The sequence below is a fragment of the Gallibacterium genomosp. 3 genome (assembly GCF_001678475.1).
Classification (GTDB): domain Bacteria; phylum Pseudomonadota; class Gammaproteobacteria; order Enterobacterales; family Pasteurellaceae; genus Gallibacterium; species Gallibacterium faecale.
Window position 1 is genome coordinate 1 of sequence record NZ_JTJR01000047.1, and the last position, 14,157, is coordinate 14,157.

A 14,157-nucleotide genomic window follows, 5' to 3' on the forward strand; every position below is an offset into this window, starting at 1 on the left:
AACGAACAAAACAGCAACCGCAATCAACACTAGCTCAAAATCAATCTTATGGACAACCTACTACTGAGTTTGATGATGATATGCCTTTTTAACTCGTCTAACTTCGATATTTAGACAAACCGCCACCGCACAGGTGGCTTTTTTATTTATGGAGACAACGAAATGTTTTGGTTTAAAAATATTTTTATTTATCGTTTAACTAAAAAATTAGATTGGTCATTAGATACATTGCAAAATAATCTTACTCAATACCAATTTACACCTTGTGGCTCAGCAGACCAAAGTAAATTTGGCTGGCAATCGCCTTTATCAACCAGTGAATTATTACACTTTAGTGTTGGCGGTCAGATTTTATTAGTCGCCCATCGAGAAGAAAAAATCTTACCAACTAATGTGGTTAAAGAAACATTAGAAAATCGTGTTCAAGAATTAGAAGCCGCACAACAACGCAAGCTGAAAAAAACCGAAAAACAAGCCTTAAAAGACGATGTTGTCGCCACATTATTAATGCGTGCTTTTAGTCGTCATCAACGCACAGCACTCTGGATCGATACCACACAAGATTTAATTTATATTGATGCGGCTTCTAGTAAGCGAGCTGAAGATGTCTTGGCATTATTAAGAAAATCGCTTGGTTCACTGCCAGTAATACCTTTTGCTTTTACAAAAGAATTGGCTCACACGATGACATACTGGTTACTTAATGATGAATTACCACAATGGCTAACTTGCCTTGATGATGGAAAATTTGAAGATTTAAATACAGGCTCAAGCATTCGTTGCAAAAATCAAGACCTTTACGATCGAGACATTAAAGGACACTTAATGGCAGGTAAAGTAGTAACTAATCTAGCCTTAGATTGGGAAAATCACTTGTCTTTTGTGCTTAATGAAGATGCTTCTTTAAAGCGTATTAAATTTGCCGATGTTATACATGAAAGAAATGACGATATTTTGAAAGAAGATATTTCTCAACGTTTTGATGCTGACTTTGTATTAATGACAGGTGAATTATCTGAATTAATGAAAAATCTTATTGATGAGTTTGGTGGGATAAAAGAGGATTAATAACAATGATAAAGAATTAATTATTATCGTATCTAGAGAAGTGGGAGACGGAGAGTATTGGTTTTCCCCAGTCAACTTTTCTGGCGTATGCACTGATGAAACAGTTGAAGTTTCACACTGGCAACCACTACCAAAACCACCGAAGGATTAAATATGAATGAAAATAAAATTACAGATGAAATGAGATTAGACTTTATCGAGAAAAACTGGTGTACTGTTGATGAAGGTATTAATGAAATTAAAATAAATTTACGTATTATTGTAGGTCAAACAAATCTTCGGAAAGCAATAGATCAAGTAATGAATAATTCTGGGGATCTATATGACTAATTATAGATCTGACCACTATAAGCCTAACCTAGCAAGTTAGGCTTTTTTATTTTAAATACATCAATTAAATAATGGTATTAAAATGAAAATTGATAACGAAAAAATACATGAGCAAATGAAGAAAATAGTTAAACAATTAAAAAAAGATGAGTATGTGAAAAATATGATTATCAGCTATAACGATAATACATTAATCGTTTTCTTTAAAGATGAAGAAGATGAGCAGTTTGAAAATGAGTGAATAAAAAGCCTGAAAAAATCAGGCTTTTTTATGGAGATAATGCTATGGAAAACAAGATCGCTTTACTCAGTAAAGAAAAAGTTATTAATATGACAACCCTAAGTTACCCGACTATTTGGCGAATGATGAAAAAAGGAGATTTTCCGAAAAGTGTTAGTGCATCAAATCGCCGTGTAGCTTGGCTCGCTAAGGATATTGAAAAATGGATCGAAGAAAGATCTTAGTACTAAATCCCTTCACCTCTAATCCACTCATCAATCTTATCCGCCCACGCTTGCATCATCTCACGCCTTTGTACTTCATATTCCGCCTTGTTGTACACGGCACGAACTCCTTGCTGCTCGTGGGCAAGAGATTTTTCAATCCAATCACTATTAAATCCCATTTCGTGCAATAACGTTGAGCCAGTTCTGCGTAAATCGTGGACCGTAAAATAATCAATTAGAGGTTTTTCACGGTTTATATATTTAATACAGTGATCAATTACTCGGTTAATAGAACTGTTCGCAATTGGTTTTCCTCTATTTGTTCTCCCTGGTAACAGATATGGAGAACCCTCAGAATAAATTTGAAAAGCAATAATTAAATCAAGCGCCTGTTCTGACAAATAAACATTGTGCGTCCGCTTTGCTTTCATTCTTTCAGCTGGGATAGTCCATACTTTGTTTTTAAGATTAACCTCGTCCCAAGTCGCATTAATTAATTCCCCTTTTCGCACCAAAGTTAGCAAAATAAATTTTACTGCTTTGCGTAAAGCAAAATCAGACTGCATTTCATCCAAGGCATTAAAGAATAAATGGATTTCTCTCGGAGATAACACACGCTCGCGTTTTTTAAATGTGGCAATAGATGAATTAGAAATTTCATCGGCAGGATTAGTGTACTTATGCCCTCGAGCAATTGCATAACGATACACATTTGCGATCAAATCTCTTACAAAAATAGCTGTGGATGGCGCTCCTCTTTCTTTTATTTTTTCACAATGCCTCCGAATATCATCTGAGGTAATTTCTATCATCAATCTATTACCGAAAGTATTTTTGATATCTCGCTCATAAGTCGCAATACGTAATGCTTTTGTACTTTCTGCTAATCTAACATCTTCCAAATATCTTTCCGCAAAAGAAGAAAATCGTTCCGCGTTACGAATTTGATTTTTTGCATTACGTTTTTCAGCAGCGGGAGAAATTCCTTCGCTGACTTGTTTCCGAGCAATCATCAATAGCTCTCTAGCTTTAGATAAATTAATTCCATCAACACCATACTTACCGATAGTCAAAGTTTCACGTCTTCCATTAATTCTATAGTCGTATCGAAAAACAATAGAGCCTGATGTTAATACCGCAACATAAAGTCCGTCACGATCAGCAACTTTATACAATTTCTCTTTAGGCTTCAAAGACTTGATTTTTGTATCAGTAAGCATAATATGTCTCCTAATATACCGTTATTAAGTTGACGGTATTTTTGATCTTTTTTAAGAGTTACGCAATATTATACCGACATTTATACCGCAAAAAATTTGATATAACTTGAAATGCTATGAAATACATTGAAATGATAAAAGCCTTGCATAACAAGGCTTTGTATTTATTTTGAAATAAAATGATATGTTATGAAATGTGAAGATTTTATTCCCACTCAATCGTTGCTGGTGGTTTACCAGAAATATCATAAGTCACACGAGAAATTCCATTAATCTCATTAATGATACGATTAGATACTTTACCTAACAGATCGTAAGGTAAATGTGCCCAATGTGCGGTCATAAAGTCGATAGTTTCTACTGCTCTTAATGAAACAACCCAATCATATTTACGCCCATCGCCCATAACACCCACTGATTTTACTGGTAGGAATACTGTAAAGGCTTGGCTCACCTTATGATACCAACCTGCATTATGTAACTCTTCAATAAAAATTGCATCTGCACGACGTAACAGATCACAATATTCTTTCTTCACTTCACCAAGTACACGCACACCAAGACCTGGACCTGGGAATGGATGACGATAAAGCATATCGTAAGGTAGCCCTAAAGCTAAACCAATTTTACGGACTTCATCTTTGAATAACTCTTTTAATGGTTCTACTAAGCCAAGTTTCATATAATCTGGTAAACCGCCCACATTATGGTGAGATTTAATCACATGTGCTTTACCTGTCTTGCTTGCTGCCGATTCAATCACATCTGGATAAATTGTCCCTTGAGCCAACCATTTCACGTTAATATGTTTATGTGACTCTTCATCAAATACATCAATGAACACTTTACCAATCACTTTTCGTTTTGCTTCGGGATCACTAACTCCTGCTAGCTCACCTAAAAAACGATCTTCTGCATTCACACGTGTGATGTTCAACCCAAATTTATTACCGAACATCTCCATTACTTGATCACCTTCGTTTAAACGCAGTAAACCATTATCCACAAACACGCAATGTAAGTTATTACCGATCGCATGTTGCAATAATAGTGCAGTAACCGATGAATCCACACCACCTGATAAGGCTAAAATGACCTCATCATTACCTACTTGTGATTTAATCCGAGCTACGGCATCTTCAATAATATTTTCAGCTGTCCAACGTTTTTCACAACCACAAAGATTAACTACAAAATTTTCTAATAGTGCTAAGCCTTGTTTAGAATGAGTTACTTCTGGGTGGAATTGCACACCATAAAAACGGCGTTCTTCATCTGCCATTGCTGCAATCGGACAAGTTTCGGTTGCGGCAGAAATGTGGAATTGTGGCGGAATTTGCGTTACTTTATCGCCGTGGCTCATCCATACATCAAGCAATGCATTGCCTTGTGCAGAATGTGCATCTGCTAAATTGGCAAATAATTTATCTTGTGTAACAACTTCAACTGATGCATAACCAAATTCACGTTCATTAGATGGTTCAACTAAACCACCTAATTGCATTGCCATAGTTTGCATACCATAACAAATACCAAGTACAGGTACGCCTGCTTTAAATACATATTCTGGTGCACGTGGGCTTCCTGCTTCAGTTGTACTTTCTGGACCACCTGAAAGAATGATCCCATTTGGTGCAAAATGGCGAATATCGTCTTCTGCAACGTCCCATGCCCATAATTCACAATAAACGCCAATTTCACGAATACGGCGTGCGATTAATTGGGTGTATTGTGAACCAAAATCTAAAATTAAAATTTTATGTTGGTGAATGTTGTTCATGTTATTTCTCTAGTTGATTAAAGTAATTACTGATGTACTGCTAAAATTAGTTACTTTTCCTGATGTAATTGACAAATTATGCCTAAAATTTCTTGCATATCTTTGCCCATATAATCTGCTAATGATTGATCAATAATCATTCGAGTTTCTTGATAGCCGATCACCGTTATTCCAGCTTCTTTGGCTGCAACCATTCCATAAAAAGAATCCTCTACTGCTACGGCATTCTCTGCTCTAACACCTAGCTGCTCCAGAGTATAACGATAAATGGTTGGATCTGGTTTACTGCGTTGGAAATTTTCTCCACTCACAATCAGCTCAAACTCTTCCTTTATTCCACAAATCGACAAAATATTACCAATATGTGCTTTACGGGAAGAAGATGCTACTGCTAACTTAATTCCATTCTGTTTCGCAAACTGAATAATTTTATTGATGTCTTGACGGAAAATCGATAAATAATCTAATTGACTAAATAACTGTTGTGTAAAACGCTGATATCGTTCTGTAATTTCTGCAACAGATAATGGTGAGGAACACAATTTTTTGATCATTGCAGGAATTTCTTTAACAGAAAGCCCCACTAGTTGTGAATGTTGCTCCAACGTAATCTCTTGATTATTAGTTAATAATTCCCGCATAAATTGTCTTTGTGCATCAAATTCAACATACTCGGTATCGACAATGACGCCATCCATATCAAAGATAATTGCTTGCAGCATAATTATATTCTTTCCCTTATCTGTTTTTATTGCTTTTATTTGTAACGAATTACCACCAAATATCGTGGCTTATTTATGTTTACTAGCAGCATAACCTGTATCTCATTCTAGTTCATACACAGGTATCGTTATCTATCGATCGTGAGATTAAATTCATAGCCAAATTTTCAATATCATACCTACGATATAACCAAGATAGCCAAGTCTGAGGGATCTAGTTGATACCATAAAAAGCACCAGCAATCTGTCCACAAATTGCTGAAGTTGTATCTGCATCATCGCCTAAATTTGCTGCCAGTAAAATCGCATCTTTAAATGTTTCAGTATGCCAAAAAGCCCACAAAGCAGCTTCAAGGCTATTAATAACATAACCATTCCCTTGAACATCTTCGGCACTTTTTATTTGAAAACTTAAATCAATAACTCCTTGCAACGTATCAAAACAATCAAGATCATCATCAATAGCAAATAATTCAGCTTTAGCTTTTCCTTGCAGTGCATTTTGCAACAGATACGCAAAATATTCACAACTTTGTAAACACGCTGATGAAGCATGTGTTGTTTTAGAACTTAGTTGAGCATACTTTCCTAAATCAGGGTGATTAAAATAATATAAAGCTATTGGAGCTAAACGCATCAATGAACCATTCCCTGAATATTTAGGATTTATATTTTCACTATATGCTCGCTTGGTACGATGAAAGTTAATTAACTCTTGAACCGTATGTTTACCTATTCCAAAAGCATTACCTGTACTTGAGTTATACCCTGTACTTGCCCATAAATAGTAACGTTCTAATTGATCTATTGGATCAAACTTATCGCAATGAATAAGACTTTCTGCTAAACAGAGGGCCATTGAGGTATCATCTGTCCATTTTCCTCATTCAAGGTTAAATTTTCCACAACCAACCATATCGGTTAGTGGTGTTTTAACCCATTTTCTTGCCTTAAACTCTAAGGTTGTCCCAACAGCATCACCACAGGCTAATCCTAAAAGACAACCTTTAGCTCGTTCTAGCAAAGAAATATTATTCATTGCTTAAGCCTAATTACCCCATTCTATAATTTGGCGCTTCTTTGGTAATGGTAACATCATGAACGTGGCTTTCTTTAATCCCTGCACCACTAATCCGTACAAATTGAGCTTTTGTACGAAGTTCTTCGATAGTTGCACATCCAGTTAATCCCATACAAGAACGTAATCCCCCCATTTGTTGGTGAATAATTTCTTTGAGATAACCTTTATAAGCGATTCGTCCTTCAATACCTTCTGGAACTAATTTATCGGCAGCATTATCAGATTGGAAATAACGATCTGATGAACCTTTTGCCATCGCACCTAATGATCCCATTCCACGATAAGATTTAAATGCACGCCCTTGATAAAGTTCAATTTCGCCCGGTGCTTCTTCTGTTCCTGCTAACATTGACCCCACCATAACACAAGATGCGCCTGCGGCAATCGCTTTGGCAATATCACCTGAATAACGAATACCACCATCAGCAATCACAGGAATACCGCGATCTTTTAAGGCTTCTGCTGCATCAGCAATCGCTGTAATTTGTGGTACACCTACCCCTGTCACAATACGAGTTGTACAGATTGAACCCGGCCCAATCCCGATTTTCACCGCACTCGCTCCAGCATCAGCTAACGCAATCGCACCTTCAGCAGTCGCTACATTACCCGCGATAATTTGTAAATCTGGATATTTTGCACGTGTTTCACGAACACGTTGTAATACGCCTTCTGAATGTCCATGTGAAGAATCAATTAATAATACATCTACTCCGGCTTTAACTAACGCATCAATACGTTCTTCATTACCTGGACCAGCACCGACAGCGGCACCTACACGCAAACGACCAAACTCATCTTTACACGCATTCGGTTTTTGTTCTGATTTTTGGTAGTCTTTTAAGGTAATCATTCCTTTTAATTTAAATGCACTATCTACAACCAACACTTTTTCTACACGGTGACGGTGCATTAAAGTAAAGATATGTTCGCGATTAAATGATTCGCTATCTGTCACAGTAACTAAACGTTCTTTTGGGGTCATTACTTCTGTTACTGGTAATGAAAGGTCAGAAACAAAACGCGTATCTCGCCCTGTCACAATTCCCAATAAATCTCCATTTTCTGAAGTTACTGGATATCCAGCAAATTTATTTTTCTTGGTTAATTCTGCTACTTCAGCGAGTGTGGTAGTTGGACGTACGGTGATTGGATCATTAACAATCCCGCTCTCAAATTTTTTCACTTTACGCACACGTTCTGATTGGCGCTCAATACTCATATTTTTATGGATAAAACCAATTCCACCTTCTTGAGCTAACGCAATCGCCATTTTAGCTTCAGTCACGGTATCCATTGCAGCAGATAAAATTGGAATATTTAGACGAATTTTTTGAGTTAATTGGGTTGAAAGATTTGCCGTATTTGGAAGTACGGTGGAGTGTGCAGGTACGAGAAGAACATCATCAAAAGTGAGGGCTTCTTTAATTACTCTAAGCATTGCAATATCTCTCTGTTATGTAGTTAATAAAAAATAGATGAAAAATATTGCGGCGGCATTATACAGAGTTTTTTGCTTAATGAAAATCTATTTTAATAGAAAATACGCAAACGATTACTTTGACAAATTTCAACATCTCTCAAACGCTATTTGCGTTATAATAAATCATTATTTTTAATCAAAAAACATGGAGTAAATTATGACAGCACAAACCGGTATTTTATTTGAAAACTGTAAAGCCGCTATCTATATCGAAGCAAAAATTGAAGATTATGCAGCTATTGCAGAGGCGTGCAAAAATGTCGTAAAAATGACAGAAACATTACAAAAACAACATCCTGATGCACATTTACATAGTGTCATCGCTTTTGGTCATAACGCTTGGCGTAAACTTTCTAATGCGGCTGATGCACAAGAATTAAAACCATTCACTCAATTAGGAAAAGGTAATTTAGCCGCACCAGCAACACAAAATGATTTATTAATTCATATCCTGTCACTACGTCACGATGTTAATTTCTCTTTAGCTCAGTTAGCACTAAAAGCTTTTGGATCGGCTATCCAAGTTGTAGAAGAAAATCACGGTTTCCGCTGGGTGGAAGATCGCGATCTTACTGGTTTTATTGATGGTACTGAAAATCCTGCTGGCGATGCCTTACGCCGTCAAGTCGGTTTAGTTGCTAGTGGTATCGACCAAGACGGAAGTTACGTTCTTACTCAACGCTGGGAACATCAATTAGATAAATGGGAAAAATTAGATCAACATAAACAAGAGCAAGTCATTGGTCGTACTAAACCCGATAGCGTTGAATTAGATGAAGTGCCTCCAACTTCTCATGTTGGTCGTGTTGATTTAAAAGAAAATGGTAAAGGCTTAAAAATTTTACGCCAAAGTTTGCCTTATGGTACAGCTAGCGGTAAACATGGGCTTTATTTCATCTCTTACTGTGGTACCTTGCACAATATTGAACAACAATTACTCAGTATGTTTGGTGAAACCGATGGCAAAACTGACCGTTTATTAGGTTTTACCAAACCTGTAACTGGCAGTTATTATTTTGCGCCATCCCTTGAGCGTTTATTAACTTTATAACTTCAATCATCATTTCCACTCATTACTAAAGAAGAGGTGCCAAATGCTTGAGTTTTTATCTAGTCCTACTTTAGAAATTTTTGATAATGTACTTGATGTAATTGGCCCTATTCTTGGAGGTGGGGCATTATTTCTAGTACAACAAACGATTAAACATAAAGAAGATAATCAAAAATCAGCCAATGAAATTAAAGGTGAAATTTATTATTACACTAGAATGGCTAGAATTAATATCATTACTGAAATGCGTAAAGTAAAAATTAATTCTTTGCAAGTTGATAATCATACAAAAATTTATCAAGCAATTCGTGATTATCAAGAATTAATTGAAACCACTTATATTCTGCCTTTTGTTAAAGTCTGTGTGAAATACAATACATTAAAAAAACACCGTAAAATTCACCAATATTTTATGGAAATCATTAAACATCAAGATAATTTTAATCAGCTATTACGTCAGAAAGAAGATAGTATCAAAGCGTTTGAACAAGAATCTGTAAATGATTTCAGAAAAGAAATGCTCTCACTTTTATTGGAAGAAGCACAATCATTATCGCAGTTATTCCAAGATGTGGAAGAATTACTATTAAAAAATGCAGCTTAACTGATAATAAAAGTTGCCATTATTGTTGATAAAAGCCACAACTGCTGCTTATCAATACAATGTTGCCTTTCTATCTATTACATTTTTTGTTAGAATAGCCGGAATTTTGGGGCTGATCTAGGATTCGACGGGATTAGCGAAGCCCAAGGTGCATGTCGAGGTGCGGTAGGCCTCGTAAATAAACCGCAAAACAATAGTCGCAAACGACGAAAACTACGCTTTAGCAGCTTAATAACCTGCCTTAAAGCCTTATCTCCTCAGCTTCCGCTCGTAAGACGAGGGTTCAGATAAGTCATCCAAAACGAGATCGTGTGGACGCCACCGCTTGAGGATCGAAGCACTAAATTAAATCAAGCTAGCTTATTTATCGCGTGTCTGTCCGCAGTGAGTAAGTGAAATTAAAGACTAGACTAAACATGTAGTACTGAAGGTAGAGGAATTTCGGACGGGGGTTCAACTCCCCCCAGCTCCACCAGATAACAATTTCAATAAGCATAAAAAACCTTGATTTATCAAGGTTTTTCTTTTTTATTCATATCAAAAAGTCTCAAAAACATACAGAGTTAACGTAATGGTAGTAAAGATAGTAGTAAGATATTACAATCTCAAAAACCTTACTACTATTTTGAGGATTATATGGCTAGCCCAGGGAAACTATTCTCTGTGAAACAAATTAATGTAGATCCACCAGACACCTTAAAATAAAAAACAAATAAAAAAATCAAAAACTTAAACTGAGTTTAGCTTCCTGATAAATTGCTTTTAATTTATGCACATTTCTAATGATCAATAATATATTGTCAAAAGGCTCTTATATGAAAATCTATCCAATGCAAATCAGTGATTATGAAGATATCTATCAATTATGGTGTTCTTGTAAAGGAATGGGACTAAATGATCTTGATGATTCAAAAATTGGGATTGAACGCTTTCTGCAAAGAAATCCTGATACCTGTTTTGTGGCTAAAAGTGGACAAAAAGTTGTAGGCGTTATTCTCTCTGGTCATGATGGTCGTCGAGGCTATATTTATCATACTGCGGTTGCTCCTCAATATCGCCATCAAGGTATTGCTACCGCATTAACCTATTCCGTTTTAAATGCGTTTCAACAACTTCAAATTCATAAAGTTGCATTATTAGTTTTTGCTCATAATCAAGCTGGGAATGCTTTCTGGGAGAAAATGGGCTTTACAGCACGAGAAGATATTATCTATCGCAATAAAGCCCTATGTGAAATGGTGCGGATCGATACTTAAATTCAAATAAAATTGATATATCAATTAAGCAGCTTTAAACTCAATTTCTTTTTGATAATCAATGAATAATGTTGGTAACGTTTTTGCAATCGCATCTAATTGCTTCACTAATGGCAAGAATGTCGCTAATGATGGTTGCAAAATACATTGTTGTTGTAACTGTTGTAATAACTCCTCAACATCTTGCATCGCTTGTTTAAAGTTCTCTGCTGAAAGCTGATCAAAATTATCCAAAATCGTAATAATACGGCGTGAAATTGGATATAAATGAATTAACATTTGTGTGCTTAATTTTGTGCTATCCATTTGCGAACGAAATGTCGCTAATGCCGCAATATAGCTTAATAAAGAATAATTTAGCTTCAATAATTCAAACGCATTATTTAAACGGGTTTTATCCTTATAACCTTGGTAATTTAAATTCGATACTGCGGTATTTAACGCTGTTGCATTATCATGTGCCTGACGACGAATAATCCGATATTTTAGATCATGATGATTACCAAATTGCAGTTGCACCATAATCGTTAATAAATAACGTGCATTACTCCTTAACGCGTTAATTAAAGTATATTTTAAGCGTAGATATTTCCAATCTGGCCATAAATATGAAACAGCCAATCCCGCAATAAAACAACCAATAATTGTATCTACTGCACGCGGTAATGTAGCTGAAGCAATATCCACCCCAATAATATTAAAGCTCATCAACACTTGGATAGTAATGAAAAATGTTGAAAAGCTGTAATTATTGGTCCTAAAGAAGAAGAATAAGGTACTCGCAATAACAACAATCCCTAACTTACTTTCTAGACTAGTCGTAAAATATGGCATTAATGATCCCACTAATACCCCTAAAATCGTACCAATAATCCGTTGTTTTAAGCGGGCTTGAGTGGTTGTGTAATTTGTCTGACATACAAACACAGCAGTTAATAAAATCCAGTAACCACGCTCAATAGGTACATTATTCGCAATCAAACAACATATCGTTACCACAATGGTTAATCGTACCGCATGACGAAATAGTTGGGATTCAAAAGTACATTGATTTTTAATTACACGGAAAATATTCGCTAAACCAGTAATGCGATCTTGATGAATACGCCAATTAATTGCACTGCTATCGGGTTCTTTCACTTTTGCATCTAAATGTGAAAGTTGTTGCTCTATTTTATGTAAACTTTCTAGCAATACCGACAAATTGGTTAAATGTTCACTATTCGGTGTTTGTTGCTGAAAGTGGGCAAAGGATTGTTCTAGCGATAACATCGCGTGTTTTACTTTACCATAATAAAAAAATGCTTGATTCCGTTGCAAAGTTCTCGCAAAAGCACGACAAGTTTTAGCTTGTAACTCAAGTAAATAACGGATTCTAAAGATCAAATCGCTATATTTAAGATCGGCTAATAACTCAGGATAACTAAAATAATTAGAGTTAATCCGTTCATGGATATCTTGTGCAATAAAATAGCTATTAATCATACGTAACGTTGTATTTTGCACATAGGTCCCAGTTGAGCGATAAAACAAAGCACTACGGCATAGATTAAACGCTTGGATCACTTTGCTATTTGCCATCACTAATGCAGTTTGATGATGATCGAGATCTTGCGCTCGATTATCAGGATTAAAAAATTCTGCTTTTGTTTGCAAATAATCTGCTAATGCAAGATAAGCATTCGCTAAATTTTCTTGTGCTGGTCGTAATGGAAACAATAGATAGACTAACATCGTCAACAAACTATATAACGAGGTTCCCACCAAAATAAGGAGCGGATTCACAAACCAAACTTGTTCTGGGTTATAAGCCAAAATAGTATAAAGTGCGACAACCAGACTACCAAAAGCAATCGTACTATAACGTTGTCCAATCGCTCCTAACATAGTGAAGAAAAATGTTAATAGCGCCATTACTAAAATAAACAAGTAATGATCAACAAAAGTAATTTGAATAACTAACGAGGAAATCGAAAAGGCGATCAATGTATAAAATAAATTTTTTAATCGCCCACTCAATCGATTATCTAAATCTACCAATCCCCCAGCAATAGTACCGAGAATAAGTGGCATACTGACTGATGAAATATCAAAATACCAAACAATCAGAGAAACAATATTGACAGCAAGGAAAATTGGAATAACCGCTAAAATTTTGCTATTTAGCCATGTGGTATTAATACGTTCTAAAAACTGCTTGAACATCATTTTTATTTAAAAAATTTCCTTTGATTTAGATAATTTGCATAATCTTTTTCTACCACTCTTTGTCCTACTGGAAAGAGTGAAATCCGCACTAATTTAAAATGCATAATTCCCGTTGGAATACCAATAATCGTTAAACATTGCATCACACCAACAATAATATGGGCAATCGCTAACCACCAACCAAAGAGAATAAACCAAACGAGGTTTAACACAGTACCCAAGCCATTCATGACTGAATGTTGCGGTTCTATTTGGCTAACATGAACAATATCATGTCCAAATGGCACTAAAGAAAGTTTGAAAATTTCCCAACAACTGCGTGTATAAGGTAGCGTTACAATCAGAATGGCACTCAAAAAAGTCGTGATCAACCATCCTAAAGAGATCGCAAAACCACCGAAAAAGAAATTCCATAAATTTAAGATAAAATTCAACATATTATTGCAAACGCTCCTTCAGATAACCTTGATAATCTGGAATTTGGATCTCTGTTGTTTGTGTAAATAATGGAGAAGAAATTAAGAAATTCGCTGAAGAACGTGTAATTGCCGTTGGAATATTCCATACGGTCGCAATACGCATTAATGCTTTCACATCAGGATCGTGCGGCGCTGCATTCATTGGGTCCCAAAAGAAAATTAATACATCAATTTTACCTTCTGCAATTAATGCGCCAATTTGTTGATCACCCCCCATTGGCCCACTAAGTAAACTATTAATCGTTAATCCAGTTTCTTTCGCAATAAGATGGCCTGTTGTTCCAGTAGCGACTAAATGATGTTGTGATAACTGTTGTTGATGTGTTTTACACCATAAAATCAAATCTTCTTTACAGTGATCATGCGCAACTAAAGCAATTGTTTTTTGTGTTTGTAATTGACGAGTGGTTTGTTTCATTGCGGTCTCC

At 35.8% G+C, this 14,157-nt stretch carries 16 protein-coding genes, 1 other RNA gene and 1 pseudogene; 9 read left to right on the forward strand and 9 right to left on the reverse strand.

Annotation, left to right across the window (positions count from 1 at the left end):
• Positions 1-162 precede the first annotated feature (162 nt).
• The 5 genes from rdgC (at position 163) to QV06_RS10420 (ending at position 1,863) form a co-directional block, all read left to right on the forward strand.
• Entirely contained in the window at positions 163-1,068 is a 906-nt protein-coding gene (gene rdgC, locus QV06_RS10415; RefSeq protein ID WP_065238081.1) for a recombination-associated protein RdgC, read from the forward strand.
• Positions 1,064-1,219: a DUF551 domain-containing protein gene (locus QV06_RS12225; protein WP_082985094.1), complete on the forward strand. Its 156-nt coding sequence runs from the start codon at positions 1,064-1,066 to the stop codon at positions 1,217-1,219. Before rdgC ends, QV06_RS12225 begins: the two co-directional genes overlap by 5 nt.
• Before the next feature lie 2 nt (positions 1,220-1,221).
• Positions 1,222-1,398: a hypothetical protein gene (locus QV06_RS11740; RefSeq protein WP_156542060.1), complete on the forward strand. Its 177-nt coding sequence runs from the start codon at positions 1,222-1,224 to the stop codon at positions 1,396-1,398.
• Positions 1,399-1,480: 82 nt separating this feature from the next.
• Positions 1,481-1,639: a hypothetical protein gene (locus QV06_RS11745; RefSeq protein WP_156542063.1), complete on the forward strand. Its 159-nt coding sequence runs from the start codon at positions 1,481-1,483 to the stop codon at positions 1,637-1,639.
• Positions 1,640-1,683: 44 nt separating this feature from the next.
• Positions 1,684-1,863: a helix-turn-helix transcriptional regulator gene (locus QV06_RS10420; RefSeq protein ID WP_065238117.1), complete on the forward strand. Its 180-nt coding sequence runs from the start codon at positions 1,684-1,686 to the stop codon at positions 1,861-1,863.
• Positions 1,864-1,865: 2 nt separating this feature from the next.
• Here the strand turns inward: QV06_RS10420 and QV06_RS10425 are convergent, their stop codons facing one another.
• From QV06_RS10425 to guaB, 6 genes and pseudogenes are all read right to left on the reverse strand, one after another.
• Entirely contained in the window at positions 1,866-3,065 is a 1,200-nt protein-coding gene (locus QV06_RS10425) for a tyrosine-type recombinase/integrase (RefSeq protein ID WP_065238082.1), read from the reverse strand.
• Positions 3,066-3,270: 205 nt separating this feature from the next.
• Entirely contained in the window at positions 3,271-4,845 is a 1,575-nt protein-coding gene (guaA, locus tag QV06_RS10430) for a glutamine-hydrolyzing GMP synthase (RefSeq protein ID WP_065238083.1), read from the reverse strand.
• A gap of 50 nt (positions 4,846-4,895) precedes the next feature.
• Complete coding sequence (locus QV06_RS10435) at positions 4,896-5,567, reverse strand: HAD family hydrolase (protein ID WP_065238084.1); 672 nt, start codon at positions 5,565-5,567, stop codon at positions 4,896-4,898.
• Between the two features lie 214 nt (positions 5,568-5,781).
• Positions 5,782-6,438 (reverse strand): annotated as a pseudogene (locus QV06_RS10440) (ADP-ribosylglycohydrolase family protein); the annotation flags it as partial.
• Between the two features lie 12 nt (positions 6,439-6,450).
• Complete coding sequence (locus QV06_RS12030; RefSeq protein ID WP_245174285.1) at positions 6,451-6,606, reverse strand: ADP-ribosylglycohydrolase family protein; 156 nt, start codon at positions 6,604-6,606, stop codon at positions 6,451-6,453.
• A 13-nt stretch (positions 6,607-6,619) separates the two neighbouring features.
• Positions 6,620-8,089: an IMP dehydrogenase gene (gene guaB / locus QV06_RS10445; protein ID WP_065238085.1), complete on the reverse strand. Its 1,470-nt coding sequence runs from the start codon at positions 8,087-8,089 to the stop codon at positions 6,620-6,622.
• A gap of 199 nt (positions 8,090-8,288) precedes the next feature.
• Here guaB and QV06_RS10450 point away from each other — a divergent pair, with 199 nt between their 5' ends.
• The 4 genes from QV06_RS10450 to QV06_RS10465 all read left to right on the forward strand — a co-directional run bounded on the left by QV06_RS10450 (position 8,289) and on the right by QV06_RS10465 (position 11,042).
• Positions 8,289-9,182 (forward strand): Dyp-type peroxidase, encoded by an 894-nt coding sequence (locus QV06_RS10450; protein WP_065238086.1) that lies wholly within the window; start codon positions 8,289-8,291, stop codon positions 9,180-9,182.
• A gap of 43 nt (positions 9,183-9,225) precedes the next feature.
• Positions 9,226-9,786, forward strand: a complete 561-nt coding sequence (locus QV06_RS10455; protein WP_065238087.1) for a hypothetical protein — start codon at positions 9,226-9,228, stop codon at positions 9,784-9,786.
• Between the two features lie 108 nt (positions 9,787-9,894).
• Positions 9,895-10,261, forward strand: a transfer-messenger RNA (tmRNA) gene (ssrA, locus tag QV06_RS10460).
• A 340-nt stretch (positions 10,262-10,601) separates the two neighbouring features.
• Positions 10,602-11,042: a GNAT family N-acetyltransferase gene (locus QV06_RS10465; RefSeq protein WP_065238088.1), complete on the forward strand. Its 441-nt coding sequence runs from the start codon at positions 10,602-10,604 to the stop codon at positions 11,040-11,042.
• Between the two features lie 24 nt (positions 11,043-11,066).
• Here QV06_RS10465 and yccS read toward each other — a convergent pair whose 3' ends face one another.
• Genes yccS through QV06_RS10480 form a run of 3 tightly spaced genes read right to left on the reverse strand, consistent with a single transcriptional unit; the run spans position 11,067 to position 14,147 of the window.
• Positions 11,067-13,247 carry a YccS family putative transporter gene (gene yccS / locus QV06_RS10470; protein WP_065238118.1) on the reverse strand — a complete coding sequence of 727 codons (2,181 nt, stop codon included), beginning with the start codon at positions 13,245-13,247 and terminating at the stop codon, positions 11,067-11,069.
• A gap of 5 nt (positions 13,248-13,252) precedes the next feature.
• Positions 13,253-13,687, reverse strand: coding sequence for a YccF family protein (locus QV06_RS10475; RefSeq protein WP_065238089.1), 435 nt, complete (start codon positions 13,685-13,687; stop codon positions 13,253-13,255).
• Between the two features lies 1 nt (position 13,688).
• Positions 13,689-14,147, reverse strand: coding sequence for a methylglyoxal synthase (locus tag QV06_RS10480; protein ID WP_065238090.1), 459 nt, complete (start codon positions 14,145-14,147; stop codon positions 13,689-13,691).
• Positions 14,148-14,157: the final 10 nt, after the last annotated feature.

Bases quoted from the DNA above. Each gene is read 5' to 3' on its own strand.
- rdgC (WP_065238081.1), top strand. From the start codon at position 163: ATGTTTTGGTTTAAAAATATTTTTATTTATCGTTTAACTAAAAAATTA.
- QV06_RS11740 (WP_156542060.1), top strand. From the start codon at position 1,222: ATGAATGAAAATAAAATTACAGATGAAATGAGATTAGACTTTATCGAG.
- QV06_RS11745 (WP_156542063.1), top strand. From the start codon at position 1,481: ATGAAAATTGATAACGAAAAAATACATGAGCAAATGAAGAAAATAGTT.
- QV06_RS10420 (WP_065238117.1), top strand. From the start codon at position 1,684: ATGGAAAACAAGATCGCTTTACTCAGTAAAGAAAAAGTTATTAATATG.
- QV06_RS10425 (WP_065238082.1), bottom strand. From the start codon at position 3,065: ATGCTTACTGATACAAAAATCAAGTCTTTGAAGCCTAAAGAGAAATTG.
- guaA (WP_065238083.1), bottom strand. From the start codon at position 4,845: ATGAACAACATTCACCAACATAAAATTTTAATTTTAGATTTTGGTTCA.
- QV06_RS10435 (WP_065238084.1), bottom strand. From the start codon at position 5,567: ATGCTGCAAGCAATTATCTTTGATATGGATGGCGTCATTGTCGATACC.
- QV06_RS12030 (WP_245174285.1), bottom strand. From the start codon at position 6,606: ATGAATAATATTTCTTTGCTAGAACGAGCTAAAGGTTGTCTTTTAGGA.
- guaB (WP_065238085.1), bottom strand. From the start codon at position 8,089: ATGCTTAGAGTAATTAAAGAAGCCCTCACTTTTGATGATGTTCTTCTC.
- QV06_RS10450 (WP_065238086.1), top strand. From the start codon at position 8,289: ATGACAGCACAAACCGGTATTTTATTTGAAAACTGTAAAGCCGCTATC.
- QV06_RS10455 (WP_065238087.1), top strand. From the start codon at position 9,226: ATGCTTGAGTTTTTATCTAGTCCTACTTTAGAAATTTTTGATAATGTA.
- QV06_RS10465 (WP_065238088.1), top strand. From the start codon at position 10,602: ATGAAAATCTATCCAATGCAAATCAGTGATTATGAAGATATCTATCAA.
- yccS (WP_065238118.1), bottom strand. From the start codon at position 13,247: ATGTTCAAGCAGTTTTTAGAACGTATTAATACCACATGGCTAAATAGC.
- QV06_RS10475 (WP_065238089.1), bottom strand. From the start codon at position 13,687: ATGTTGAATTTTATCTTAAATTTATGGAATTTCTTTTTCGGTGGTTTT.
- QV06_RS10480 (WP_065238090.1), bottom strand. From the start codon at position 14,147: ATGAAACAAACCACTCGTCAATTACAAACACAAAAAACAATTGCTTTA.